Here is a 22410-nt window from a genome sequence, read left to right as displayed (position 1 = left end):
CCCTGCCCGGCCAGCTACACCCGGTCTGGTGTCCAGTTCCGGTGAGCAAAGCGCCACCAGAGCAGGACAGCCAGCAGTGCAATGGCGCTGAGCACACTAAAGGCCGTCGCAAAAGAGTAATGACCGGCAATGGTGCCGGTTAACGCCGGGCTCATTGCTGCCCCGACACCCTGCATCAGCATGACCACGCTCTGCCCGGCATTCACGTGCCCACTCCCGCGCAACAGCACCACGATAAACGACGGCACGACAACGCCCAGAATCCCCGCGGCCAGACCATCAAGAATTTGTACCGGGATCATCATCAACGGGGCGTCTGTGGAGGCTGCCAGTGCCGCCCGAACGGGCATGATCAGCAGGGCCAGCATGATTAAACGCCAGTAACCGTAGCGCTCAATTCGGCCTGCCACCCCAATGGCGACGGGGATCATCACCGCCTGAGAAATGATGACGGTGGCCGCCGCAAATAATCCGGGATTGATGGTTGCCGGTGCCGCAGCAACCCTCATGCTCAGCATCGGCAGCAGTGCGGCATTGGCCAGATGGAACAGTAGCAGCGTCAGCCCGGTTATCAACAGCGCCCGGTTTTTAATCAGCACCGCGACGCCGGGGACCGGTTGACGGTCTGAAGAGGTCAGCCCCCGCGCCGCATCGTTGTCGATATCTGCATGACGAATGGCAAGCAGCGCGCACAACGTCAGAAGCGTCGTACAGGTCATCAGCAGGAATATGCCCCCGACGCCCCAGAACCAGGCAATGCCGCCCGCAATCACCGCCGTCAGGAAATTGCCGGCGTGGTTGAACGCCTCGTTCTTCCCCATCTGCGCGCTAAACCCGCTCGGGCCCGTCAGACCCAGCGTAATACCCGCAATCAGTGGCCCCACAAACGCCGCGCAGATACCGGTGATAATTTGCGAGACGGCGACGACGCCGCTCTGCTGACTAAACCAGAGCAGCAGCGTACTCAGCGTAATGGCGATACAAAGCAGTGCCAGAACCGAACGCTTATTGCGGGAGGTATCCGTAATAAATCCCGCCGGCAGCGTTGCCAGTAATCCCGCCAGCCCCCCGGCGGTCATCAGGATGCCGATATCATCCGGGGTCCAGTGACGTTCCGTCAGGAAGATGCCGAGAAAGGGCCCGAGGCCATCGCGAACATCAGCAATGAAAAAACTTGTCAGGCACAACGCCCGCAGTGAACGAAGAGACATACTTCCTGCCTTTTGCATATTGGCTGGCTCTGTTAGCGACGGCCTGTACGTTCGACGCCCTGTTAAAATCACGATGCAGTATACCGGAGCGTGTTGAAGCTAAAATGACCTCTCCACTCTTCTGCCGCGGCAAACTCTTTTTATAGAACTTCACGCTTTCCAGATACGCCCATTTATGGGAGTATTTAGGAATCGATTGTTTCCTAAATGATGAACACAATGTCTGAGAAGCTACAGAACGCACGCGAGCGCGGACGTCCGCGGCAGTTTGATCTCGATGCGGCCCTGGATCTGGCGATGCCGGTATTCAGAGAAAAGGGTTACCACAGCGCGTCGATAAGTGACCTGAGCGACGCGATGCAGCTCACTGCGGGCAGTATTTATAAAGCCTTTCACGATAAACGTGGCCTGTTCCTGCAGGTATTCGCACGTTATACCTCCCTGCGTAATCAATCGTTGTGCGAGCGTCTGGCGCGACAACCTGATGGCCGGGCCAAAATAGCCGAGCTGCTGAACTTTTATCTTGAATCGGCCAGCGCTGTCGAAGGGCGCCGCGGCTGCCTGGTGGTCGGCAGCACCCTTGAACTCAGCCAGTTTGACGGCGAAATTGCCGGGCTGGTGCAGAGCGCGCTTGCGCGAAATCAGCACGCGATCCTCCAGCTGATCGAACAGGGTATGCAGGACGGTTCAGTTAATTCACGTCACGACGCACAGGCGTTGAGCGGCATTCTGCTGTGCCTGGTCCTGGGCATGCGTGTGGCGGGCAAAGCCGGAGAATTACCGGCACGCGAACGGCTGGTAGAGACGGTGATGGCGCTACTCGCCTAAAAAATTTACCCATAAAGGAAATGATCGTTTCCTAAATAGCTGGAGGTAGTCATGTCTGAGAATTCAATCCCCCTTCCGTGGTCGCAGCCTGTCGCGGGCTTGACCGGTTTTGCGCACTATTACTCAACGGTCGATGGGGTTCGTCTGCACTATGTCAGAGGCGGACAGACGCAAGGTGAAACAATCGTGCTGCTTGGAGGCTTCCCGCAAAGCGGGTTTGCCTGGCATAAGGTGATGGCTCTTTTAGCCGATCGTTACGATATCATCGCACTCGACCTCCCGGGCCAGGGCGACTCCGATAAGCCACAGTCTGGCTACGATACCCTTACGCTTGCCAGTTCGGTTTTTGGGCTGGTGCAGACACTTGGGATCACAAGACATTACCTGGCCGCCCACGATGTAGGTGCATGGGTTGCCTGGCCGTATGCCCTGCGTTATGAACAGCAGGTAATCAAGCTGGCTCTGCTTGATGCCGGTATCCCGGGTATTACTTTGCCGGACGCCCTGCCCGCGACGCCAGAAAAAGCCTGGAAAACCTGGCACTTCGCGTTTCATCTTCTCCCCGACCTGCCGGAAGCCTTAATTAGCGGGCGTGAAGAGATTTACCTCGAATGGTTCCTGCGGCGAAAAACCGCCAGTCCGATGGCCTTTAGCGATGCGGATATCGCCCGATATGTCCGCCTGATGCAGCAAAACGGCGCGCTGCGTGCCGGGCTGGCCCCTTACAGAGAAGCGGCGGTCTCCGCTGTTCAGAACCGGACGCTGGCTGAAACGCAAAAACTTCGGGTGCCGCTGCTGGCCGTCAGTGCCGATCAGGGTTCGATTGCCGATATGGCTGCCCCGCTTCGCCAGTTTGCAGAGACGGTGAGTGGCATTACGCTTGCTCATTGCGGTCATTTCATTCCCGATGAACAACCTCAGGCCCTGAGTGAGGCCCTGGCAGACTTCTTCCGTTAACAGGAAGCGCACGGTGTTGATCACTGCTGGCACCGTGCCCTGCTTCATCAACAAAGACAATTGCTGTCGCCATAAAATAAACCTCGCTCAAAATTTATTAAGGAGTTAATCTCGCAAAGAAAATAAGGGGGCATTATGAAAAACTTGATACTCAGTGTTATCGCAAAAATTTCCAAAATGGACGCTGAAGCTAAAGAGCTGGCGGCCAAAGTAGAAGCGCAGTCTTTGTTGATAGGCGCGTTGTTACTGACCATTGGTAAAAATGGCGGTATGAACGAAATGCTCGAGAATGTCAGAAAAGCGATCAACGCAGCGCTTGAAGCAGCAGATACGCCGCTCAAATCCGACGCTGAAATGTTACTGAACGAATTCAATAACCTGATTTTATTAACCCAGCTACTCGAAACTAATGACTCAGAGATAAGTATCGAATCATTAAAGGAAGCCCCAGGCGAAACGGCCTCAGATTGAAACCATTCCTTGAGGCTGGAGTTAAGTCTCCAGCTTCTCGTTAAACCCACGCCTTACGCGCAGCGCGCCACGGCCGTGTGAGCGTGATTAGACTTTGCCAGACAGAATATTCAACATCCGTCGCAAGGGTTCCGCAGCGCCCCACAACAGCTGATCGCCGACCGTCAGAACCGAGTAAATAGGGTCATTGTTAAGCGACATTTTCTTGTAACGGCCAATACCCACCTGCAGCGAACCGCTAATGTTAGCGGGAGTCAATTTACTGACACTGTCATCCTTATTATTGGGCACATAGTTAACCCATGGATGGGAATGCGTCACAAGCTCTGCAAATTCTTCTTCGCTGACTTCACGCTTGAGCTTCAGGGTTATTGCAGCACTATGGCAACGGATCACACCGACCCGAATACACAAGCCATTTACTGCAATCGTACCCGGAGAGAGACCAAGAATTTTGTTCGTTTCTGCCTCACCCTTCCATTCTTCTCTGCTATTACCATCCCCTAAATCGCTGTCAATCCATGGAATAATACTGCCCATTAAAGGCGCGCCGAAATTCTGGATGGGCATGTTAGCACTGTTAATTAATTCACTCACTTTATTGACTAAAGGAAGCACTGAACCTGAGGATTCCAGCTCATCAGCAGATAAATGTTTACTGATATAAGCGCTTTGAGTAATTAACTCCCGGACATATTTAGCACCCGCTCCGGATGCAGACTGATAGGTCATCACACTCATCCATTCTATCAGGTCAGCTTTAATTAACCCTGACAGTCCCATAAGACTCAGCGTAATGGAACAGTTGCCCCCAACAAAAAGTTTAATTCCCTCTTTGATGGCACGATCGATATTTGTGCGGTTAACCGGGTCGAGAATAATGCAGGCTTTTTCATCCATCCGTAGCGCTGAGGCCGCATCAATCCAGTAGCCTTGCCAGCCATGGTTAATCAACGCAGGATAAATTGCCTTGGTATAATCCCCGCCCTGACAGGTTATGATGATATCCATTTCGGCCAGGGCGCTAATAGAATTAGCATCTTTGAGTGTGTGGTTGACGCCACCAATGACTGGACCAGCGGCCCCTGCACTGGAAGTACTGTAAAAATGCGCGGAAATATTGTCGAAGTCGTTCTCTTCGACCATTCTTTGTAACAAAACAGAACCCACCATTCCTCGCCAACCAACAATACCAACCTGCTTCATTTGCTTAACCTTAATGACGTTATGAGAATGTTAATTTTTCAAAACATGTTATATCTCATCCCACATTAATGGTCATTACGAATTGCATCACATTCGGCCATTATTAAAATGTTTCATACGGCATCAGCAATTTTTATACCTTTTACACGGCATAATTAATAAAAATTGTGGGGAAGACATAATCAAACAAAAACCGGGCCTCACGCCCGGTTTTGTGGCTGATCTGAATCAGCGCTACGCACTCAACCCGCGATTCTCCAGCATCGGTTCAATCCTCGGATCGTGGCCGCGCCAGTTCCGGTAAAGTTTAGCTCAATCACTACTATTGCCGCGCGACAGAATCACCTCGCGGAATGTCTGTCCGTTTTCGCGGGTCAAACCACCCTGCTCGACAAGCCACTGATAGCCATCGTCTGCCAGCATTTGCGTCTATAGGTAATCCAGATTCAGTGTTTGATAATACAGATCAACCTTTTTTATCTGTGGTAAACCTTGCTATTACTTCTTTTTCATCTGCAATTTTACCAAGATTTTCTGGCGCTATTATTCTGCCAACGGGTGTGTATCCGTAGTTTGTCTGAAAGGTCTCATAAAAAAGTACCAGGGTACGATGGCCATATAACATGAGATCGCCCTGATTAATGGTTCCAGGTTTGACCTGGTGGGTCGGTAAGGGACGGGGCAGATCAGCAAATTTCTCGTTCCCGTTAAGTTCCTCCATCGTTAGAGTCAGGGGAAACTGTTCAATAAATGCCTTTGCGGCTGGATTATTCTTAAGTTCAACGTAAAAAGTTTGCTGATTGATAGTCATTTTAATGGTCACAGCTTCTTCCTTGTCTGGCTGTAAAGAATTACTGGCACGAGCCGGGAATAAAAAGATCGTGATGATAATAAATAACAGGAATAATATTTTTTTCATCCAGATTCTCTCCCGCAAATGTGCTGCATCTTTCAGGTGCAGCATCAATGATTATTTTAGATAAGCGTTTAAAAAGAAGTCAATTTATCAAATGGGTTCAGATCCGTATGCTTTTCTCCGGACTCCTCTCTTACTGGAAATTCTACACGATAGATGTATGCTGACTAGCTAATGATTGCTTAATGGGCTTATAAGCTATAGTTATGTTTTGTGAGTATTTCACTGATAAAACCTGAATGACCTCCTTTATTTCATTACCGTCACCCGCGAAGGGAGTTTAACCCGTGCGGAGGCTCAACCAGGGGCGCGCAACCGGCTCTCAGCCAGACAATATCGGCGTGGGAATATCGGCTGCAGATCAGCCTGCTCATACGAACTACCCGTAACGTATCTCCAATTAATGAGCTGTACTCATAATCAATATAAGTTTATACGCATTATCGAATTAATGCTCTACTGCTAAGATTATCCCTGTTCAGGAATGTGTCACTGAAGTCTGAAGAGATTGAACCTGATCTCAGTCTGATAGTGGTGACAACAGCCCATCTCCTATTCAGGAAGAGTAAAAATGACAGATAACATCATAGGCAAAGTAATTGTAATCACGGGCGCATCAAGCGGTATGGGTGAAGCGGCTGCACGTTATCTTGCTGAAAAAGGAGCAAAGGTTGTGATGGCAGCGCGGAGAATAGACCGCATTGAGGCCATTGCGAATGAGCTCCAAAAGCAGAATAAAGAAGCCATCGCCGTCGCAACCGATGTGACGAAACTTGATGACGTAAACAACCTCATTGAGACTGCGGTCAACAAATTCGGTCGTGTAGATGTTCTTATCAATAATGCCGGCCTGATGCCTCTTTCCCGACTTGAGCAGGGAAATGTCGATGAATGGAATCAGATGATTGATGTCAATCTGCGCGGGGTTCTACACGGGATTGCTGCGGTGCTGCCTTATATGAAATCACAAAAAACAGGTCATATCATTAACACCGCATCTGTTGCTGCACACCTTGTCTTCCAGAGTTCTGCTGTCTATTCGGCGACAAAATTTGCTGTTCGTGCATTAACCGATGGTTTGCGCCAGGAAATGGCGGCACATAACATTCGCGTCACGTTAGTCTCCCCCGGTGCTGTTAAAACAGAACTGCTGGAGCATATAACGGATAAAGATGTTAAGGCTGCAAACCAGGATTACGTTGAAAATGTTGGCGTGCCAGCAGAAACCTTTGCACGCATGGTAGCCTTCGCAATTAATGAACCAGAAGATGTTGGTGTGAGTGAAATTATTTTCAGACCAACGGCTCAGGAAATGTAATTAGTTTAGTGGCGGCAACTGGAGAAAAACTATCAGGATTTAGGCTTTCAGATTCGGCATACCCACATGCCTTATTCTAAGCCTAAAACACGATTTTTCCTGCACCTAACAGCGAGAAATGTCCGCTTCTGGCACAAAGCGGACAAGATGGCTAGGCTGAAGGTCTGTTGTGAGCGAAAAGCGGAAGTTCGCATTTGTCGTAACAACCGGGAGCTGGGACTATCATTGGCATCTGATAATCAACAGGGAGAAGAGCAGGTCACGGTTTCTCAAAAAATATCTTCAGGCAGCGAGAATTGCAGAATGCTGACGAAGATGATTTTGGAAAAGTTCTGCATAATCTGGTGATACAGCGGCATTTACGCTTTCCCTTTTCGCAAGTGCAGTTTTCCATGCGGAAATCCGCGGAAGTCCCTCAAAAATCGCCTCAGATACTGATGCATCAATGATGGAGAAGTAACGGAAAACAGGAGCGTAGATCGCATCAACCATACTGAATTTGGAACCCGAGAAATAAGGCCCTGAATTCAATTCAGATTCAATATATTCAAGTTGCTCACGGAGCACAGCGCGTTTGCTGTCTGCCATGGCCTGATCAGTCGCATTTAAAAATTGCCAGGCATTTCCAAGCATTAATGTAGAGAACTCGATCCATGCTCGCTGTCTAGCCCTTTCTAATGCATCGTCAGCATACAGCGAATCACCATCTTGCGTTTCATTAAGATACTCGCAGATCACCATGCTCTCAAAAATAATGGCATCTTCGCCCTCTGCATGATGCACTTTAAGTAGCGGTACCTTGCCGGTGGGTGACAGAGCAAGAAACCAGTCAGGCTTCGCCGACAGATCTACATTTACACGGTCAAATGGCACATTTTTTTCGAGAAGAACGATCGCTGAACGCTGCACAAAGGGACACAATGGGTGGCTAATCAGTGTCAGGTCATGGATAGACATCTCAACCTCCAGATAAAATAATAGCCCGCCGCCATAAAAGGTGGCGGGCTTGATGAATTGTAAATCTTATTTTGGTGGCTTAGATTGAAACGCCGCCGTCGATGATGATTTCTGAACCCACGGTCCAGGCAGACGCATCGGAGGCAAAGTAAAGCACCGCTTGCGCGACTTCCTGAGGCTTACCAAAACGACCGGCAGGGATGGTTGCAACGATATCTTTCATCACTTGATCATGATATTCCACGGGGATCCCCGCCTTATCGTAAAGCGGCGTGTCAACCGGGCCTGGGCTCACCGCGTTGATACGGATCCCGCGAGAAAGTAACTCGTTAGACAGTGTTTTCGACATGTTGAGTAATGCGGCTTTGGTGGAGCCATAAACTGAAGAGTTCACCGGGCCCGTGTGCGCATTTATAGATGTATTAAAGACCACTGATGCAGAGCTTGCGAACACTGGCAACAGCGCCTGCATCAGGAAATAAGGACCTTTAACGTTGATATCATAAATGCGGTCGAACATTTCTTCTGTCCATGCCTCAATTGGCATATACATTGATATACCCGCATTCAGGAAAGCAATATCCAGCTCACCAAAATGTTCCTGAACCGTCTGAGCCAGCGCTTTCTGTGCATTCACATCTGCAGAATCCGCGCTCACGACGACCACATCTTTACCCAGCTCGAGTTTCGCCTTTGCGACAGAATCAGGGTTAATACCAGTAACCATTACGCGTGCACCTTCTGCGACAAACAGCTTCGCGGTTGCAAGACCAATACCACTTGTTCCACCCGTGATGAGTGCGCGTTTACCTTGTAATCTGGACATGAACATATCTCCCGTGAGTTTTAACAGCTGATCGGCAAATGACCGATTTGATCGCCACTCTATACTCATGCTTTAAGGGTGATAAGATTGTATTTATGAATATGTTCCATGCGTTAAAAGCATAAATAGGTTTAGGATGGACAGATTACTTTTGATGACATGCTTTGTCCGCACTGCGGAGACAGGCAGCTTTTCTGCAGCAGGCAGGGATTTAGGCTTAGGGCAACCGAACGTGAGTCGTCATGTTGCAACCCTCGAAGAGCATTTGCAGACCAGATTACTCCACCGATCAACCCGCAAGCTTTCCCTGACTCCTGAAGGAGAACGTTATTATCTGGAAGCAAGGCGTATTCTGGAAGCGGTCGAAGAGTCAGAGTCTTCTTTCAGAGAAAATGTGACGCCCACAGGGTTACTGCGCGTTGCTTGTCCCACTGCACTGGCTCACACATTTTTGATTCCACGCATACCCGATTTTTTAGAACGCTACCCTGAGCTAACACTCGATCTACAGATTAATGACCGCTATATCAATCTCGTTGATGAAGGCGCTGAGCTGGCAATCCGCATTGGTCACCTTGAGGACAGTGCAATGCGTGCCCGCAGACTTGGCATGTATGAGCGAGTCTGTGTTGCCAGTCACAAGTACTTGGCTGAACATGGGATTCCTGACACCCCGGAGGATTTAAAAAAACATGATTGTTTGATCTATACCCTGTTATCAACGGGCGCTACCTGGAGATTTCGGGATATGGATGTGCCTGTTTCTGGCCGGCTCAGGGTCAATTCACCTGAAGCAGTGCAGAAATTTGTCAATGCTGGGGTTGGGATCGCACAGGGCCCAGAATGGTTGTTCGAGGAGGGACTGGCAAATGGCAACTTACAATTATTACTTGCGGATTACACTGCATCTCCCGTTCCCATTCAGGCTGTTTATGTTGCAAATCGACTTTTACCAAAACGCGCGATTGTGTTCATGGATTTTGTTGCTGAGATTTTTGAAAAAAATCCCGGCTTCAAAGTTTACAACCCATTGAAATGAAACTGAGATGACGAACTGACCGGCTGGCCGTAAATTGCATAGCAAGGTGTAAATAACTTCCGCTCTTGGCACAGAGCGGCCAAACTCACTGGATTGGACATTCAATGTATAAGGGAAAAAATTGCTGATTTTGCATTCAGGCCCTGTTAACTTGAATGACAATGAAAACACACTCTGTCCTATTCCATTCAATGATTATTATCACCTGTCTGACTCAGGTGGGATAACTTTCGCCATTTTCCCGCCGGTAAGGCGGGCCTTACCGGTAACAATCCAGTGAGGTAAATAATGGATATCGCTTCAGTAACAACGTCAGAAAAACCCACTTTGCACTTGTTATGTGGGAAAATTGCATCAGGCAAATCCACATTGTCAGCAAAGTTAGGTGCATTACCTGGCACCATAATTGTCAGTGAAGATTATTGGCTGGCTGCCCTCTTTGCCAATGAAATGCAATCCATAGCTGATTATGTGCAGTATTCCTCAAGACTCAGAAACGCTATGAAGCCTCACCTGGTGTCGCTACTCAAAGCGGGTTTATCCGTAGTTCTGGACTTTCCGGCAAACACACAAACCAATCGTGAATGGATGATGAGCATCATTAAGGAGTCAGGTGCCAGTAACAGGCTGCATTACCTGAAAGTTACTGATGAAGTATGTAAATCCCGCTTGCGCGCCCGTAATGCAGAAGGAATGCATAAATTTATAGCCTCAGATCAACAATTTGAAACCATAACGCACTTTTTCGCAGAGCCAACGGCTGATGAAGGGTTTGATATTATTGAATACAGCTGAATTTACCTTTCTGCACAAAGCGGACCGGCATAAGAGCCGCAAGGTCCGCTGTGAGCGATGAGAGGACGTTGAGTTTCTAGTAAAACTGACATGAAAACGTCCAAAGTCCCTCTGGGGATTTGTGAAAGTAGCCGATACCATTGTCCGCCCACATCCAGTTTACTTTTTCTTCTGACCCCACTTGAAAGACAAAATCTTGAATCCCCACACCATGTTGTATCTCCATTGGGTATCCTCCAACCTTGGTTCCCCTGTACCGGTTAAAACCATCATAGAATCTATCACTTGCATCCTCATCATCGTTTACGTCAGACAAGTCGATAATATCCCAAGCATCCTCCCATCCCGGAGCATCATCATTGACACTCACCCACCGAACCGGAAATGCTCGATATGGAGTGTTAATTGCAGGCAATAACTCAAGCCTATCAAGGGTGGCGTATTCTCGTATTAGCCACCCCTCGCCATGAGGTTTATCAAATGGATGGCTTTCCATATTATGATAAAGCACTAAGAGCGCGATCCCCTTCAGTTGTTCAGGAATCACGGGAAGCTCATCTACGCGAATCTGGAGAAGCGGAAACATCGGCTGCCCCTTCCAAACTGGCAACCCTTCACCTGGAAGAGCGACTCCTTTTAAAAACCAGGATGTAATTGGGTCTGCTGTAGGGCGGAAACCACCGACTTGTGCCACAGATGCAGTACGTAATTTGGATCTGAGTTCTTCTAAAACTAACGCACTCTTGGATTTCATAATTGCATCCTTGCGTATGCCCATACTTTTGGATTCTGAAATAGAGAAGTTTTTATTATATATCGTAATTATTACCCAACAGACCTAAATATTCCTGTGCTTCCTCTTCAGAATAGTAACGGAGGTCCGCTTCTGGCACATAACGGCCCTGGAAATTGGGAAAATCACCGGACCCTTAACAAATCTGAATATCTGGTCGTATATCTCGGCGACAGCATTTCACGTTTCATCTGCCAATACTGCTGTATGCCCTGTCCTGCAAAGTAAAGCGTGCCTTTCCCTCTTTCGCATTCAGGTGATCGAGCACCTCAATCAACTTTTCGCTGCCAGCATACGGTGCGTTCTCATCGAAAAGGTTGAGCTGGGCCAACCCCTGGCTGAAGAAGTCACCCAACATGATTCCGGCGTTCTGGTAACGATGGCCATCCTTCCAGATTTTATCCAGGCACTTTATGCGGCGTTAATGATTTTGGGGAAGAAAAAACCGGGCATCACGCCCGGTTCTGTTCCCATACTAAAAAAGCCCTTAAGCACTCAATCCACGATTCTCCAGCATCGGTTCAATCCTCGGATCGTGCCCACGCCACTGGTGGTAAAGTTCAGCTAAATCACTACTATTGCCGCGAGATAAAATCGCCTCGCGGAATTTTTGCCCGTTTTCGCGGGTTAAGCCGCCCTGCTCGACAAACCACTGATAGCCATCGTCTGCCAGCATTTGCGTCCACAGGTAAGCGTAATACCCTGCCGCATAGCCGCCGCCGAAGATATGGGCGAAGTAGCTGCTGCGATAGCGCGGTGGAACGGCGGGCAGATCCAGCCCCTCTTTGTGCAGTGCTGACGCTTCAAAAGCGTCAACATCGTCCACGGGTTCGCTGATGCCGTGCCAGTTCATATCCAGCAGCGCAGCGCTAAGCAGCTCGGTCATGTCATAACCTTTATTAAACTGCGTCGCGTTAAGCATTTTATCGCGCAGCGCCTCCGGCATCGGCTCTCCGGTCTGATAGTGGCGGGCATAGTGGGCAAACACCTGCGGATGGCTCGCCCAGTGCTCGTTGATTTGCGATGGGAACTCGACAAAATCACGCGGCGTATTGGTGCCGGAGAGGGAGGCGTAGCGCTGGCTGGCAAACAGACCGTGCAGCGTATGACCAAATTCGTGGAACAGGGTGACCACATCGTCCCAGGAGATCAGCGCCGTCTGACCGTTAGCCGGTTTTTGATAGTTGCAGACATTGTAGATAACCGGGCGCGAGGCAAACTCATACGATTGCTCGACGAAATTCCCCATCCACGCCCCACCGGCTTTCGATTCGCGGGCAAAGAAATCACCGTAGAACAGCGCCATCCCTTCACCGGTGTGGTCGAAAATTTCCCACACACGGACATCAGGATGGTAAATCGGAATATCGAAACGCTCGACAAAGCGGAGGCCAAACAGCTGGCTTGCAGCCCAGAATACGCCATCCTGCAACACCGTGTTGAGCGCAAAGTACGGCTTGATTTGCGACTCGTCGAGGGCATATTTCGCCTGGCGCACGCGCTCGGCATAAAAGGCCCAGTCCCACGCCTGCACGGTGAACCCGCCCTGCTCGTCATCAATCACTTTTTGGATATCAGCTTGCTCAAGCATCGCTCGGGTGCGTGCGGCGGGCACAATTCCGCGCATAAAAGCCAACGCGGCGGCAGGTGTTTTCGCCATTTGATCGGCGATACTCCAGCTTGCGTAGTCCTCAAACCCCAACAATTTTGCCTGACGCGCACGCAACGCGGTGAGACGCAGGATCAGTGTCCGGGTATCGTTTTCATCCCCTTTCTGGGTACGCGTCCAGCCCGCGTTAAACAAATTTTCGCGCGTCTGACGGTCACGCAGCGCAGAAAGTGCGGGTTGTTGAGTGGTATTCAGCAGCGGAATCAACCAGCGTTCGTTCAGCCCTTTCTCCGCGGCGGCATGGGCGGCCGTCGCAATCTCGTCAGGACTGAGTCCATCAAGCTGATGAGCATAATCCACGACCAGCCCACCGGCTTTGGTGGCGGCCAGCAGACGCTGATTAAACTGGCTGGTGAGGGTCGCCGCCTCGGTATTCAGCGCTTTCAGCTCCGCTTTTTCTGCATCATTCAGCCGCGCACCGGCCAGCACAAAGTGCTGGTACGTCTCTTCTGCCAGCCGACGGGATTCGGCGTCCAGCGCAGCACAATCCTGCCAGACGCTCTCCACGCGAGAGAACAGCGTGTCGTTAAGCCAGATATCGTTCGCCAGCGCAGCAAGCTCGGTAGAGATCTGCTCCTCAAGCGCCTGTAAGTCATCATTGGTGTGCGCAGAGGTCATGGCGAAGAAAACGCTGCTGACACGCGAGAGCATGGCACCGCTTTTTTCGAGTGCCAGCACGGTATTGTTGAAATCGGGGGCGGCCGTTTGCGCGACAATCGCGTCAATTTCGGCTCGCTTCTGGCGTATCGCTTCATCGAATGCCGGGCGGTAGTGGCCGTCGTTGATTTCGTCGAATCGGGGTGCCTGATAAGGCAACAGGCTGCTTTCAAAAAAGGGATTAGTGGCCGACATCTTTCACTCCTGAGTACGGTTATCTTCCCAGAGTAGGCCAGGCCGCCACTGCCTGCAATGCCGTCATACAAATGTTGCCTTAACGCATCCTTCGCGGCCGTGCTATGTTAGTACAACACAAAAAGCGTTGAGGAACAGTGAGATGATTATTTTAGTTACCGGGGCAACGGCAGGTTTTGGTGAAAGCATCACGCGTCGCTTCGTCGCCAACGGGCATAAGGTGATTGCGACGGGTCGTCGTCAGGAGCGTCTGCAGGAGCTGAAAGATGAGCTGGGTGACAGCATCCTGACCGCGCAGCTTGATGTCCGTAACCGTGCCGCCATCGAAGAGATGATTGCTAACCTGCCGGCCGAATGGCGTGCCATTGACCTGCTGGTCAACAATGCCGGTCTGGCGCTCGGTATGGAGCCTGCCCACAAAGCCAGCGTCGAAGACTGGGAAAACATGATCGACACGAACAACAAAGGGCTGGTGTACATGACCCGCGCCGTGCTGCCAGGCATGGTTGAGCGCAATCGCGGCCACATTATTAACATCGGTTCGACCGCAGGAAGCTGGCCTTATGCGGGCGGTAATGTTTATGGCGCGACCAAAGCCTTCGTGCGTCAGTTCAGCCTTAACCTGCGTACCGATCTGCACGGCACCGCCATTCGCGTGACCGATATTGAGCCGGGCCTGGTAGGCGGAACCGAATTTTCCAACGTTCGGTTTAAAGGTGATGACGCGAAAGCAGACAAAACCTACGAGAATGCGAACGCCCTGACGCAGGAAGATGTCACCGAAGCGGTCTGGTGGGTGGCAACGCTGCCAAAACACGTCAACATTAACACGGTAGAAATGATGCCAGTCAGCCAGAGTTTTGGCGGACTTAGCGTCCATCGTGGCTAACATTGCCCTTCCCGGCCTGCGGGCCGGGTCTGTTTCAGGCCATAAAAGAATGGTAGTATGTTCAGGCTAACTCTCTGAGAAATGACAACTCATGGCCGCTGAATCGCAACTCAATCCTACCCAGCCCGTAAACCAGCAAATCTATCGCATTTTGCGACGTGATATTGTCCATTGCCTGATCCCACCCGGAACGCCGCTCTCTGAAAAAGAGGTGTCCGTGCGGTTTGACGTGTCCCGCCAGCCCGTGCGTGAGGCGTTTATCAAGCTTGCAGAAAACGGTCTGATTCAGATCCGCCCGCAGCGTGGCAGCTATGTGAACAAAATCTCGCTCTCCCAGGTGCGTAACGGGTGTTTTGTCCGTCAGGCCATTGAGTGCGCGGTGGCGCGCCGGGCCGCATCCTTGATTGATGACAACCAGTGCTACCTGCTGGAGCAAAACCTGCATCAGCAGCGTATTGCGATTGACCGCAAACAGCTCAACGACTTCTTCCAGCTTGATGACGAGTTTCACCAGAAGCTGGCGCAAATTGCGGACTGTCAGTTGGCCTGGGACACGATTGAAAACATCAAAGCCACCATCGACCGCGTGCGCTATATGAGCCTCGACCACGTCTCACCACCGGAAATGTTGCTCCGACAGCATCATGATATTTTCAGTGCGCTGGAAAAACGCGATCAGGACGGTGTAGAAAAAGCGATGACGCTGCACCTGCAGGAAATCAGCGAATCCGTACAGTTAATTCGTCAGGAAAACAGCGACTGGTTTAGCGAAGAGTAAAATACGCCGCCCCCGTTTCGGTTGCGGCGAAGAGATTAGCGAACCACCAGCACCGGAATACTCGCATAGCGCAGGATTGATTCCGCATTTGAACCGAGCAGATGGGTGCTGATGCTCGGGTTTTTCGACCCGATGACGATCACGTCATATTCCCCTTCTTTGCTCAGTTTGATAATTTCATCACGCACGTTGCCAAAGCAGACCAGGCTGTGGATATTCTCCCCGGGGAGATCAAACAGCCTTTTCAGCTCGTTCATTTTCTTCCCGGATTCAGCGGTCATAAACGCTTCAAACTTTTTGATATCGGCGTTGAATCCGCGCAGCAACGAGCGGCTGCTGTTGGGGAGAATGTTCACCAGCGTAATCGACGCACCTTCCGCCTTTGCAAGGTTGGCCGCGTGGCGAACCGCTTTGTCGCTCAATTCCATTTCAAATACATCAACAGGCATTAAAATCTTCTTATACATAAGCCTGACTCCTTATTCCTGTGAAAGGGGTATTCCCTGCTTCAAGAATGACAGCCGGAATATAAACAAACCCTAAACGCTTGCCTGCAGAAACTATCAACAAAGGAAAATAAATGTGGGCTTTGTAAATTGCTGTCGTGAACCGTCAGCACGCACCAATATTGAGAAAAAAGTGTGAGTTTGATCAAAAACAAAAAAATGAGATGCAGACAGGCGTATTTATAGTGCCCCGTGAACGGTGAAACCTGAAATAGCGCCGTAACGGATAAGTGAGAGAGGAGAAAATACCATGATGACATACGACCGTAACCGTAACGCAATTACCACCGGCAGCCGTGTAATGATCAATGGCACAGGACACACCGGCGTGATTAAAGCGATCCACAGCGAAGGGCTGGATGCCGCGCAGGTGCGTCGCAGCAAAACGGTAGAAGTGGAAGGTTGCGAAGGTAAGTTCGAACCGATTGAACTGATTCGCCTGGGTATGCACTGATTCATGCGACATCATGCCGCCGCACGCGGCGGCATGTGATGACTTAGCCGTTCGCCGCGTACTCTGCGACCGTGGCTTTTGCACCTTTTTGCACTAACGTCTGGTAAGCACGCATTACCGCATCCACAAAGACGGTTTCATGCGGGAGTTCTTTGCCAAAAATGGCCTCAATGCCCAGCAGCGCCTTCACCCGGTCTTCGCCCTCAGCACTTCCCTTCACCGCCGCCTGAATGACCGCCAGCTGCGGGTCGCTCACGTCGATAGCGTTGCCCTGCTCATCGACACCACCGACATACCGCATCCAGCCTGCAATGCCTAATGCCAGCAGCGGGAAGCTGTTTTGATGCACCAGATGCCAGCGCACGGAATCGAGCATACGCTGCGGGAGCTTCTGGCTGCCGTCCATTGCGATTTGCCAGGTACGGTGACGTAACGCCGGGTTGCTGTAGCGGGCAATCAACAGGTCTGCATAGTGGCCTAAATCAACGCCTTTCACTTTTAAGGTCGGCGCCTGCTCGTTCAGCATCAGCGCATGGGCGGCAGTACGGTAGTGTTCGTCTTCCATGCAGTCGTTGATGTGCGGGTACCCCGCCAGATAGCCAAGATACGCGAGGAAAGAGTGACTGCCGTTAAGCATGCGCAGCTTCATCTCTTCAAACGGAATGACGTCTGAAACCAGCTCCGCCCCGGCCTTTTCCCACTGCGGACGGCCTGCAACAAAGTTGTCCTCAATCACCCACTGACGGAACGGTTCGCACGCCACGCCTGCCGGGTCACGAACGCCGGTCAGCTGTTCAATTTTATCCAGCGTCTCCGGTGTAACCGCGGGAACAATGCGATCCACCATGGTGGACGGGAATGTGACGCTGGATTCAATCCAGTCTGCCAGCTCGCCGTCAACCGCGCGGGCATAAGCGCAGGTCACATTACGCATGACGTGACCGTTCTCCGGCATATTGTCACAGGACATGACGCTAAACGCGGGCAGCCCGGCAGCTTTGCGTCGCGCGAGTGCTTCCACCACCACACCCGGCGCAGATTTCGGCTGATGCGGGTTTTGCAGGTCGGCGGCGATTAACGGGTGATCGAGCATCAGTTTCCCGGTCGCCGGCGAGTGGCAATATCCCTTTTCAGTAATGGTGAGCGAGACAATCGCCACCTGCGGCTCACACAGTGCGGCTAGCACGCGTTCCAGCCCGTCAACCTGTGCATGCAGTGCGTTCCTGACCACGCCCACCACCCGCGATGTCCACGCATCGGCAGACATTTCCGCCACGGTGTAGAGATGATCCTGTGCGTTCAAATCGGCAATCTGCTGTTCACCGCCAATCAGGTTTACCTCACAGTAACCCCAGTCGCTGTTGTGTTCCGCGGCGAGAATGTCGGCATACACCGCCTGGTGCGCACGGTGAAATGCGCCAAACCCTAAATGAACAATGCGTGCCTTGAGGCGTTCGCGATCGTACTGAGGAAGCGTCGATTTCGCCTGTAATAACCGGTTTTCCATGATTAAGACTCGTTAAGTTATGTACGCTGGGATTCGCTGCCGCTCTAAATGAGCAGCAGCGCCTGCTGACTACACCAACTAGAATGGCAGTCGGGGTAAAAAAGAACTGCCATTAACCATACTGATCCTGCAGTTTGAGATTTTGATTTATATTAACTTTTACGCATGTGGTGTGACATGAACATAAAGTTGTGTGACAGGTCACTAAAGATATAAACCATTACCGCCGCGATGAAACCGCCCCATAGCCAACGGAATCACGTGCCGGCCCCTCCGCCGCATCTTCCGCCACGCTCAAATCACGATCGCAGACCTCTGGCATGCAGATGGCGGCGATCAGCCCAATCACGGAGTAGGCGATCATCATGGCGACAATTGGCCACCAGGAACCGGTCATATTGCAGAAGATCCCGGCGAGCACTGGCCCAAAGCCTACCGCCACCAGCCCGCCCGCCTCTTTTGAGATAGCCATCCGGGTAAAGCGGTTACGCGAGCCAAACATCTCCGCCATCGTGATGTTTTCCAGGGCGAACAGTCCCAGTACGGCGAAATTATGGATAACGATGATGGAAAGCATGATCACACCCGGCGCATAGCTCTTATCAACGATAATCGACAGCATCGGGTACGCCAGAATAATGGCGGAGATATTGAGCAGAATGTACGGCAGACGACGCCCCACTTTATCGGAGAGCCAGCCCAACAGCGGGATAGAGATAAACCCGAGAATTGAGCTTATCATCAGCGCATCGGTGGGGATCGCTTTATCGAACAGCAGCGTCTGAACCAGATACCCGGCAAGAAACGTCTGGATCAGTCCCGAATTCCCCGCCTGACCAAAACGCAGCCCGGTTGCCAGCCAGAAGGACTTACTCTTCACCATCGCTGCAAATGATAAATCATGTTTTGTCACCGGTGCGGTTGTCTCAGCCTCGTTCACTTTTTCAAATACCGGGCTCTCCTTGAGGTTCATTCGCAGCCAGATGGCGAAGATCATTACCACCACGCTTGCAAGAAACGGTACACGCCAGCCCCAGGCAACCAACTGTTCGCGGTCGAGGGCGAAGAACATAATTGCCCAGATAGCCGTTGCACTTAGCGTCCCGCAGTTGGTGCCCATCGCCACCAGTGAGGAGATAATGCCGCGTTTCCCTTTAGGGGCGTACTCCGCCAGCATGGTTCCGGCGCCGGAGATTTCAGCCCCTGCTCCCAGCCCCTGGATGATACGCAGCGTCACTAACAGGACGGGCGCGAAAATCCCAATCTGCGCGTAGGTCGGCAAGACCCCGATCAGGGTCGTGCAGATCCCCATCATAGTAATGGTGATAAACAGCACCTTTTTACGGCCAATGCTGTCGCCCATTCGCCCGAAGATAAAGGCGCCGACAATGCGCGCGATATAGCCTGCGCCGTACGTCCCCATCGCCAGAATCAGCGCCATTGCGGCCGATTGTTCCGGGAAGAAGATCTCATGGAATACCAGTGCGGCCCCCAGCGAATAGAGCTGGAAATCCATAAACTCCAGTGCGGTACCCAGCCAGCCGGAAACGGCGGCTTTCACCAGATCTGAAGTCGTTCTTTGTGGTTGTGTTTGCGTCATAATGGCTATCTCTGCAAGGTAAGATGCGTACCACTCAGAGCCTGTCTGCGCAGGCTCTTAACCGCGTGAATTATTATTGCCCGAACGTGAGTAAGACTTTGCAGCACTGCCGCTGATCTTTTTCAAACCGTTCGATGGCGTCTGTTACGTGGTGATAGTCAAAAGTGTGGGTGATCAGTTTGTCCGGGTCGATCAGCCCCTTTTCCAGCCAGTCGATGACGACGGGGAATTTGTTGGCATTCAGCCGTGATGAGAATATCGCCAGCTCTTTTCCGGTGATCCCCTGCTGAACAATCTGGCTTGGGTCGCTGGAAAAACCCATCAGCACGATGCGTGCCGCCGGAGAGGCAATGGTGATGGCTTCCTGTAAAATTGTCGGATGACAGGCTGCGTCAATAATAAGCGTCGGTTTGATCCCTTTTTCTTCCAGCGCCGCCTGTAACGACAGCTCTGCGTTGTTGAACACCCAGTCCGCGCCGCTGCGTTGCGCCATCGCCAGCCGTTCATTGATCCGATCGACAACGATAACCTGCTTCACCTTATAGACACCTTTCAGCGCCTGGACGGTGACAAGCCCCATGGGACCTGCGCCATAGATCAGGGCGATATCCTGCCCGGTGGGTTGTGCGTGGCCCGTCACGTTAGCGGCAATCGTGAACGGCTCGATCATTACCGCGTGTTTATCAGGAATAGCATCCGGAACAACCCAGGCATTTTTTGCCGGTACGACGGCATACTCACTAAAGCCTCCGTCGCGATGAACGCCCAGCACCACCAGAGAGGTACAGACATTGGGTTTGCCCACGGAGCACGGATAGCAGTGTCCGCAGCTGATCACCGGGTCAACCGAGACGCGTTCGCCCACGCGGGCCGGGTCAACACCCTCACCAACGGCATCAATCTCACCAAAAAATTCATGGCCAATCACGCGCGGGTATCGCGCAAACGGATTATGCCCGCGGTAAATATGGCTGTCTGAACCGCAAATACCGGCCAGTTTGACGTTGACGCGCACTTCACCTGCCGCGGGTTCCGGGAGTGGACGATCTTCAATCACCAGTGCATTGGGTTGTTGAATCACTACGCTTTTCATCGTTCGCTCCTCGTTTACCAGTTCCACAACGTGCCATCTTCGAGACGGGCAACCGGAAGATAGGCAGGATCGTACGGGTATTTCGCCGCCAGTTTTTCGTCAAATTCAATACCCAGCCCGGGTTTGTCGCCCGGATGCATATAGCCATTATCAAAGCGCCAGCTGTGCGGGAAGACCTCCAGCATTTGTTCGGAGTAACCCATATATTCCTGTACACCAAAGTTTGGCACCCACAGGTCAAAATGCAGCGCGGCGGCGTGGCAAACAGGCGACAGATCCGACGGTCCATGTGAGCCGGTACGCACCTGATAAAGCGAGGCGAAGTCCGCGATGCGCCGCATGCCGGTGATGCCGCCCGCGTGGGTAATGGTGGTGCGGATATAGTCGATAAGCTGCTCTTCAATAAGCTGCTTGCAGTCCCAGATGCTGTTAAACACCTCTCCAACCGCAATCGGCGTGACCGTGTGCTGACGGATCAGACGGAAGCAGGCCTGGTTTTCCGCAGGCGTAGGATCTTCCATCCAGAACATACGGAATGCTTCAATGCTCTTACCAAATCGCGCTGCCTCAATCGGGGTCAAACGGTGGTGCATGTCGTGCAAAAGATGCTCATTAAAGCCAAATTTACTGCGCACTGCATCGAACAGCTTCGGTGTGAAATCGAGGTATTTTTCGGTGGACCAGAGCTGCTCTTCCGGCCAGTCACCTTTAGTGGCGGGCTCGTAGGCCAGCCCTTTTCCTTTCGACATGCCATAGGTGGTTTTCATACCCGGCACGCCGCACTGAACGCGGATCGCCTTAAAGCCCATCTCTTTATGCCGGGCGTAATCTTCCAGCACGTCATCAATGGAGTGTCCGGTGGTATGACAATAGACCATCACCCCTTCCCGGGATGCGCCGCCCAGCAGCTGGTAGAGCGGCATATTGGCCGCTTTGGCTTTGATATCCCACAGTGCCATATCCACGGCGGAAATGGCCGACATGGTGACCGGGCCACGACGCCAGTAGGCGCCTTTATAGAAGAACTGCCAGATATCCTCAATACGGTGCGCATCACGGCCGATCAACTGCGGGCAAAGGTGATCTTTCAGATAAGAGGCCACCGAAAGTTCACGTCCGTTGAGGGTGGCATCACCCAGGCCGACGATGCCCTCGTCGGTGGTAATTTTAAGGGTGACAAAGTTACGCCCCGGGCAGGTAACAAAGACTTCAGCCCCGACAATCTTCATAATCCATTTCCTTACATCGCTCATTGTGATGCTGGAAACTTACTCCTCTGCACTACTACCATACAAGTATAATGATCATAAAATCAGCGAACGGTCACAAAAAAATCGGGCGCTCAGGCGCGCCCCCATCCGGCAACAATAATCAACATGCCGCACAGCGCAACCAGCGCCCCGGCCCAGTCATAGGCGCTGAGCTTCACACCATCCACCACGCGTAACCACAGCAGCGCGGTACAGACATAAACCCCGCCATAAGCGGCGTAGACGCGCCCGCTGGCCGCCGGGTGCAGCGTCAACAGCCAGACAAACAGGGCCAGCGCAATGCCCGCCGGGATCAGCAGGAATACGGTTGCCCCCTTCTTCAGCCAGAGCCACGGAAGGAAGCAGCCGATGATTTCACACAGCGCAGTGGCAAAAAAAAGCAGAGTGGTTTTGAGCATATTTACGGTCATGTGATGATTTATTTAGACATCATACCTGATGATATCGTTTACTTTTCCATACCCGTGCCGCGGG

22 protein-coding genes and 3 pseudogenes are annotated in these 22410 nt (G+C 51.7%); 10 read left to right on the top strand and 15 right to left on the bottom strand.

Translation table 11 applies throughout. The features are described from left to right. Positions 1-14: 14 nt before the first annotated feature. Positions 15-1211, bottom strand: coding sequence for an MFS transporter (locus QMG44_RS06420; RefSeq protein ID WP_086532574.1), 1197 nt, complete (start codon positions 1209-1211; stop codon positions 15-17). A gap of 219 nt (positions 1212-1430) precedes the next feature. On the opposite strand from QMG44_RS06420, the gene QMG44_RS06415 reads away from it, so the two are divergent. The 3 genes from QMG44_RS06415 to iraP all read left to right on the top strand — a co-directional run bounded on the left by QMG44_RS06415 (position 1431) and on the right by iraP (position 3467). After that, positions 1431-2039 (top strand): TetR/AcrR family transcriptional regulator, encoded by a 609-nt coding sequence (locus QMG44_RS06415; RefSeq protein WP_223862550.1) that lies wholly within the window; start codon positions 1431-1433, stop codon positions 2037-2039. A 51-nt stretch (positions 2040-2090) separates the two neighbouring features. Continuing rightward, on the top strand, positions 2091-2996 hold the full coding sequence (locus QMG44_RS06410; protein ID WP_086532576.1) for an alpha/beta fold hydrolase: 906 nt from the start codon (positions 2091-2093) through the stop codon (positions 2994-2996). A gap of 135 nt (positions 2997-3131) precedes the next feature. Beyond that, positions 3132-3467 carry an anti-adapter protein IraP gene (gene iraP, locus QMG44_RS06405; protein ID WP_014169912.1) on the top strand — a complete coding sequence of 112 codons (336 nt, stop codon included), beginning with the start codon at positions 3132-3134 and terminating at the stop codon, positions 3465-3467. An 87-nt stretch (positions 3468-3554) separates the two neighbouring features. Here the strand turns inward: iraP and asd are convergent, their stop codons facing one another. The 3 genes and pseudogenes from asd to QMG44_RS06390 all read right to left on the bottom strand — a co-directional run bounded on the left by asd (position 3555) and on the right by QMG44_RS06390 (position 5592). Beyond that, complete coding sequence (gene asd / locus QMG44_RS06400; protein ID WP_086532577.1) at positions 3555-4673, bottom strand: aspartate-semialdehyde dehydrogenase; 1119 nt, start codon at positions 4671-4673, stop codon at positions 3555-3557. A gap of 234 nt (positions 4674-4907) precedes the next feature. Beyond that, positions 4908-5102 (bottom strand): annotated as a pseudogene (locus QMG44_RS06395) (M3 family metallopeptidase); the annotation flags it as partial. Positions 5103-5139: 37 nt separating this feature from the next. Continuing rightward, positions 5140-5592: a cyclophilin-like fold protein gene (locus QMG44_RS06390; protein ID WP_086532578.1), complete on the bottom strand. Its 453-nt coding sequence runs from the start codon at positions 5590-5592 to the stop codon at positions 5140-5142. A gap of 232 nt (positions 5593-5824) precedes the next feature. Here QMG44_RS06390 and QMG44_RS06385 point away from each other — a divergent pair. Then, positions 5825-5988: pseudogene (locus tag QMG44_RS06385) on the top strand (LysR family transcriptional regulator); the annotation flags it as partial. Positions 5989-6160: 172 nt separating this feature from the next. Beyond that, positions 6161-6907 carry an SDR family oxidoreductase gene (locus QMG44_RS06380; protein WP_086532579.1) on the top strand — a complete coding sequence of 249 codons (747 nt, stop codon included), beginning with the start codon at positions 6161-6163 and terminating at the stop codon, positions 6905-6907. A gap of 282 nt (positions 6908-7189) precedes the next feature. On the opposite strand, the gene QMG44_RS06375 is transcribed toward QMG44_RS06380, so the two are convergent. Further along, positions 7190-7864 (bottom strand): glutathione S-transferase family protein, encoded by a 675-nt coding sequence (locus QMG44_RS06375; protein WP_086532580.1) that lies wholly within the window; start codon positions 7862-7864, stop codon positions 7190-7192. 79 nt (positions 7865-7943) lie between these two features. Continuing rightward, complete coding sequence (locus QMG44_RS06370; protein WP_040017378.1) at positions 7944-8690, bottom strand: SDR family oxidoreductase; 747 nt, start codon at positions 8688-8690, stop codon at positions 7944-7946. Between the two features lie 136 nt (positions 8691-8826). Here QMG44_RS06370 and QMG44_RS06365 point away from each other — a divergent pair, with 136 nt between their 5' ends. Together QMG44_RS06365 and QMG44_RS06360 are read left to right on the top strand one after the other, a co-directional pair. Continuing rightward, positions 8827-9729: a LysR family transcriptional regulator gene (locus tag QMG44_RS06365; protein WP_040017377.1), complete on the top strand. Its 903-nt coding sequence runs from the start codon at positions 8827-8829 to the stop codon at positions 9727-9729. Between the two features lie 288 nt (positions 9730-10017). Next, positions 10018-10524 carry an ATP-binding protein gene (locus QMG44_RS06360; RefSeq protein WP_086532582.1) on the top strand — a complete coding sequence of 169 codons (507 nt, stop codon included), beginning with the start codon at positions 10018-10020 and terminating at the stop codon, positions 10522-10524. A gap of 76 nt (positions 10525-10600) precedes the next feature. Here QMG44_RS06360 and QMG44_RS06355 read toward each other — a convergent pair whose 3' ends face one another. The 3 genes and pseudogenes from QMG44_RS06355 to dcp all read right to left on the bottom strand — a co-directional run bounded on the left by QMG44_RS06355 (position 10601) and on the right by dcp (position 13838). After that, positions 10601-11278: a DUF1963 domain-containing protein gene (locus tag QMG44_RS06355; RefSeq protein ID WP_086532932.1), complete on the bottom strand. Its 678-nt coding sequence runs from the start codon at positions 11276-11278 to the stop codon at positions 10601-10603. Positions 11279-11442: 164 nt separating this feature from the next. After that, positions 11443-11732, bottom strand: a pseudogene (locus tag QMG44_RS06350) (DUF4113 domain-containing protein); the annotation flags it as partial. 72 nt (positions 11733-11804) lie between these two features. Further along, the gene (dcp, locus tag QMG44_RS06345; protein WP_232937344.1) at positions 11805-13838 is read right to left on the bottom strand and encodes a peptidyl-dipeptidase Dcp; all 2034 of its coding nucleotides are present in this window, start codon (positions 13836-13838) and stop codon (positions 11805-11807) included. A 142-nt stretch (positions 13839-13980) separates the two neighbouring features. On the opposite strand from dcp, the gene ydfG reads away from it, so the two are divergent. Both ydfG and QMG44_RS06335 read left to right on the top strand, forming a co-directional pair. Continuing rightward, positions 13981-14727, top strand: a complete 747-nt coding sequence (gene ydfG / locus QMG44_RS06340) for a bifunctional NADP-dependent 3-hydroxy acid dehydrogenase/3-hydroxypropionate dehydrogenase YdfG (RefSeq protein ID WP_281853007.1) — start codon at positions 13981-13983, stop codon at positions 14725-14727. Between the two features lie 91 nt (positions 14728-14818). After that, on the top strand, positions 14819-15505 hold the full coding sequence (locus tag QMG44_RS06335; RefSeq protein ID WP_014169893.1) for a GntR family transcriptional regulator: 687 nt from the start codon (positions 14819-14821) through the stop codon (positions 15503-15505). A 35-nt stretch (positions 15506-15540) separates the two neighbouring features. Here QMG44_RS06335 and QMG44_RS06330 read toward each other — a convergent pair whose 3' ends face one another. After that, on the bottom strand, positions 15541-15972 hold the full coding sequence (locus QMG44_RS06330) for a universal stress protein (RefSeq protein WP_014169892.1): 432 nt from the start codon (positions 15970-15972) through the stop codon (positions 15541-15543). A gap of 289 nt (positions 15973-16261) precedes the next feature. On the opposite strand from QMG44_RS06330, the gene ydfZ reads away from it, so the two are divergent. Continuing rightward, entirely contained in the window at positions 16262-16465 is a 204-nt protein-coding gene (gene ydfZ / locus QMG44_RS06325) for a putative selenium delivery protein YdfZ (RefSeq protein WP_013096785.1), read from the top strand. A 43-nt stretch (positions 16466-16508) separates the two neighbouring features. On the opposite strand, the gene QMG44_RS06320 is transcribed toward ydfZ, so the two are convergent. From QMG44_RS06320 to QMG44_RS06300, 5 genes are all read right to left on the bottom strand, one after another. Continuing rightward, positions 16509-17972, bottom strand: a complete 1464-nt coding sequence (locus QMG44_RS06320; protein ID WP_086532598.1) for a mannitol dehydrogenase family protein — start codon at positions 17970-17972, stop codon at positions 16509-16511. Positions 17973-18192: 220 nt separating this feature from the next. Beyond that, complete coding sequence (locus QMG44_RS06315; protein ID WP_014169890.1) at positions 18193-19572, bottom strand: MFS transporter; 1380 nt, start codon at positions 19570-19572, stop codon at positions 18193-18195. A 73-nt stretch (positions 19573-19645) separates the two neighbouring features. Further along, positions 19646-20665 (bottom strand): Zn-dependent oxidoreductase, encoded by a 1020-nt coding sequence (locus QMG44_RS06310; protein ID WP_025204304.1) that lies wholly within the window; start codon positions 20663-20665, stop codon positions 19646-19648. 14 nt (positions 20666-20679) lie between these two features. Further along, complete coding sequence (rspA, locus tag QMG44_RS06305; RefSeq protein ID WP_020884262.1) at positions 20680-21894, bottom strand: starvation-sensing protein RspA; 1215 nt, start codon at positions 21892-21894, stop codon at positions 20680-20682. Positions 21895-22007: 113 nt separating this feature from the next. Beyond that, the gene (locus QMG44_RS06300) at positions 22008-22334 is read right to left on the bottom strand and encodes a YnfA family protein (RefSeq protein ID WP_025204305.1); all 327 of its coding nucleotides are present in this window, start codon (positions 22332-22334) and stop codon (positions 22008-22010) included. Positions 22335-22410: the final 76 nt, after the last annotated feature.

The organism is Enterobacter sp. 200527-13 (genome assembly GCF_027924865.1).
GTDB lineage: Bacteria > Pseudomonadota > Gammaproteobacteria > Enterobacterales > Enterobacteriaceae > Enterobacter > Enterobacter ludwigii.
Note: the sequence above shows the minus strand (reverse complement) of the source record. Positions and strands in the feature narration are given on the sequence as shown.

Excerpts from the sequence above, each read along its gene's own strand:
- ydfG (WP_281853007.1), top strand. The coding sequence starts at position 13,981 with ATGATTATTTTAGTTACCGGGGCAACGGCAGGTTTTGGTGAAAGCATC.
- ydfZ (WP_013096785.1), top strand. The coding sequence starts at position 16,262 with ATGATGACATACGACCGTAACCGTAACGCAATTACCACCGGCAGCCGT.
- QMG44_RS06375 (WP_086532580.1), bottom strand. The coding sequence starts at position 7,864 with ATGTCTATCCATGACCTGACACTGATTAGCCACCCATTGTGTCCCTTT.
- asd (WP_086532577.1), bottom strand. The coding sequence starts at position 4,673 with ATGAAGCAGGTTGGTATTGTTGGTTGGCGAGGAATGGTGGGTTCTGTT.
- QMG44_RS06420 (WP_086532574.1), bottom strand. The coding sequence starts at position 1,211 with ATGTCTCTTCGTTCACTGCGGGCGTTGTGCCTGACAAGTTTTTTCATT.
- QMG44_RS06410 (WP_086532576.1), top strand. The coding sequence starts at position 2,091 with ATGTCTGAGAATTCAATCCCCCTTCCGTGGTCGCAGCCTGTCGCGGGC.
- QMG44_RS06370 (WP_040017378.1), bottom strand. The coding sequence starts at position 8,690 with ATGTCCAGATTACAAGGTAAACGCGCACTCATCACGGGTGGAACAAGT.
- QMG44_RS06390 (WP_086532578.1), bottom strand. The coding sequence starts at position 5,592 with ATGAAAAAAATATTATTCCTGTTATTTATTATCATCACGATCTTTTTA.
- QMG44_RS06315 (WP_014169890.1), bottom strand. The coding sequence starts at position 19,572 with ATGACGCAAACACAACCACAAAGAACGACTTCAGATCTGGTGAAAGCC.
- QMG44_RS06415 (WP_223862550.1), top strand. The coding sequence starts at position 1,431 with ATGTCTGAGAAGCTACAGAACGCACGCGAGCGCGGACGTCCGCGGCAG.
- QMG44_RS06380 (WP_086532579.1), top strand. The coding sequence starts at position 6,161 with ATGACAGATAACATCATAGGCAAAGTAATTGTAATCACGGGCGCATCA.
- dcp (WP_232937344.1), bottom strand. The coding sequence starts at position 13,838 with ATGTCGGCCACTAATCCCTTTTTTGAAAGCAGCCTGTTGCCTTATCAG.
- rspA (WP_020884262.1), bottom strand. The coding sequence starts at position 21,894 with ATGAAGATTGTCGGGGCTGAAGTCTTTGTTACCTGCCCGGGGCGTAAC.
- QMG44_RS06365 (WP_040017377.1), top strand. The coding sequence starts at position 8,827 with ATGGACAGATTACTTTTGATGACATGCTTTGTCCGCACTGCGGAGACA.
- QMG44_RS06335 (WP_014169893.1), top strand. The coding sequence starts at position 14,819 with ATGGCCGCTGAATCGCAACTCAATCCTACCCAGCCCGTAAACCAGCAA.
- QMG44_RS06320 (WP_086532598.1), bottom strand. The coding sequence starts at position 17,972 with ATGGAAAACCGGTTATTACAGGCGAAATCGACGCTTCCTCAGTACGAT.
- QMG44_RS06355 (WP_086532932.1), bottom strand. The coding sequence starts at position 11,278 with ATGAAATCCAAGAGTGCGTTAGTTTTAGAAGAACTCAGATCCAAATTA.
- QMG44_RS06330 (WP_014169892.1), bottom strand. The coding sequence starts at position 15,972 with ATGTATAAGAAGATTTTAATGCCTGTTGATGTATTTGAAATGGAATTG.
- QMG44_RS06360 (WP_086532582.1), top strand. The coding sequence starts at position 10,018 with ATGGATATCGCTTCAGTAACAACGTCAGAAAAACCCACTTTGCACTTG.
- QMG44_RS06310 (WP_025204304.1), bottom strand. The coding sequence starts at position 20,665 with ATGAAAAGCGTAGTGATTCAACAACCCAATGCACTGGTGATTGAAGAT.
- iraP (WP_014169912.1), top strand. The coding sequence starts at position 3,132 with ATGAAAAACTTGATACTCAGTGTTATCGCAAAAATTTCCAAAATGGAC.
- QMG44_RS06300 (WP_025204305.1), bottom strand. The coding sequence starts at position 22,334 with ATGCTCAAAACCACTCTGCTTTTTTTTGCCACTGCGCTGTGTGAAATC.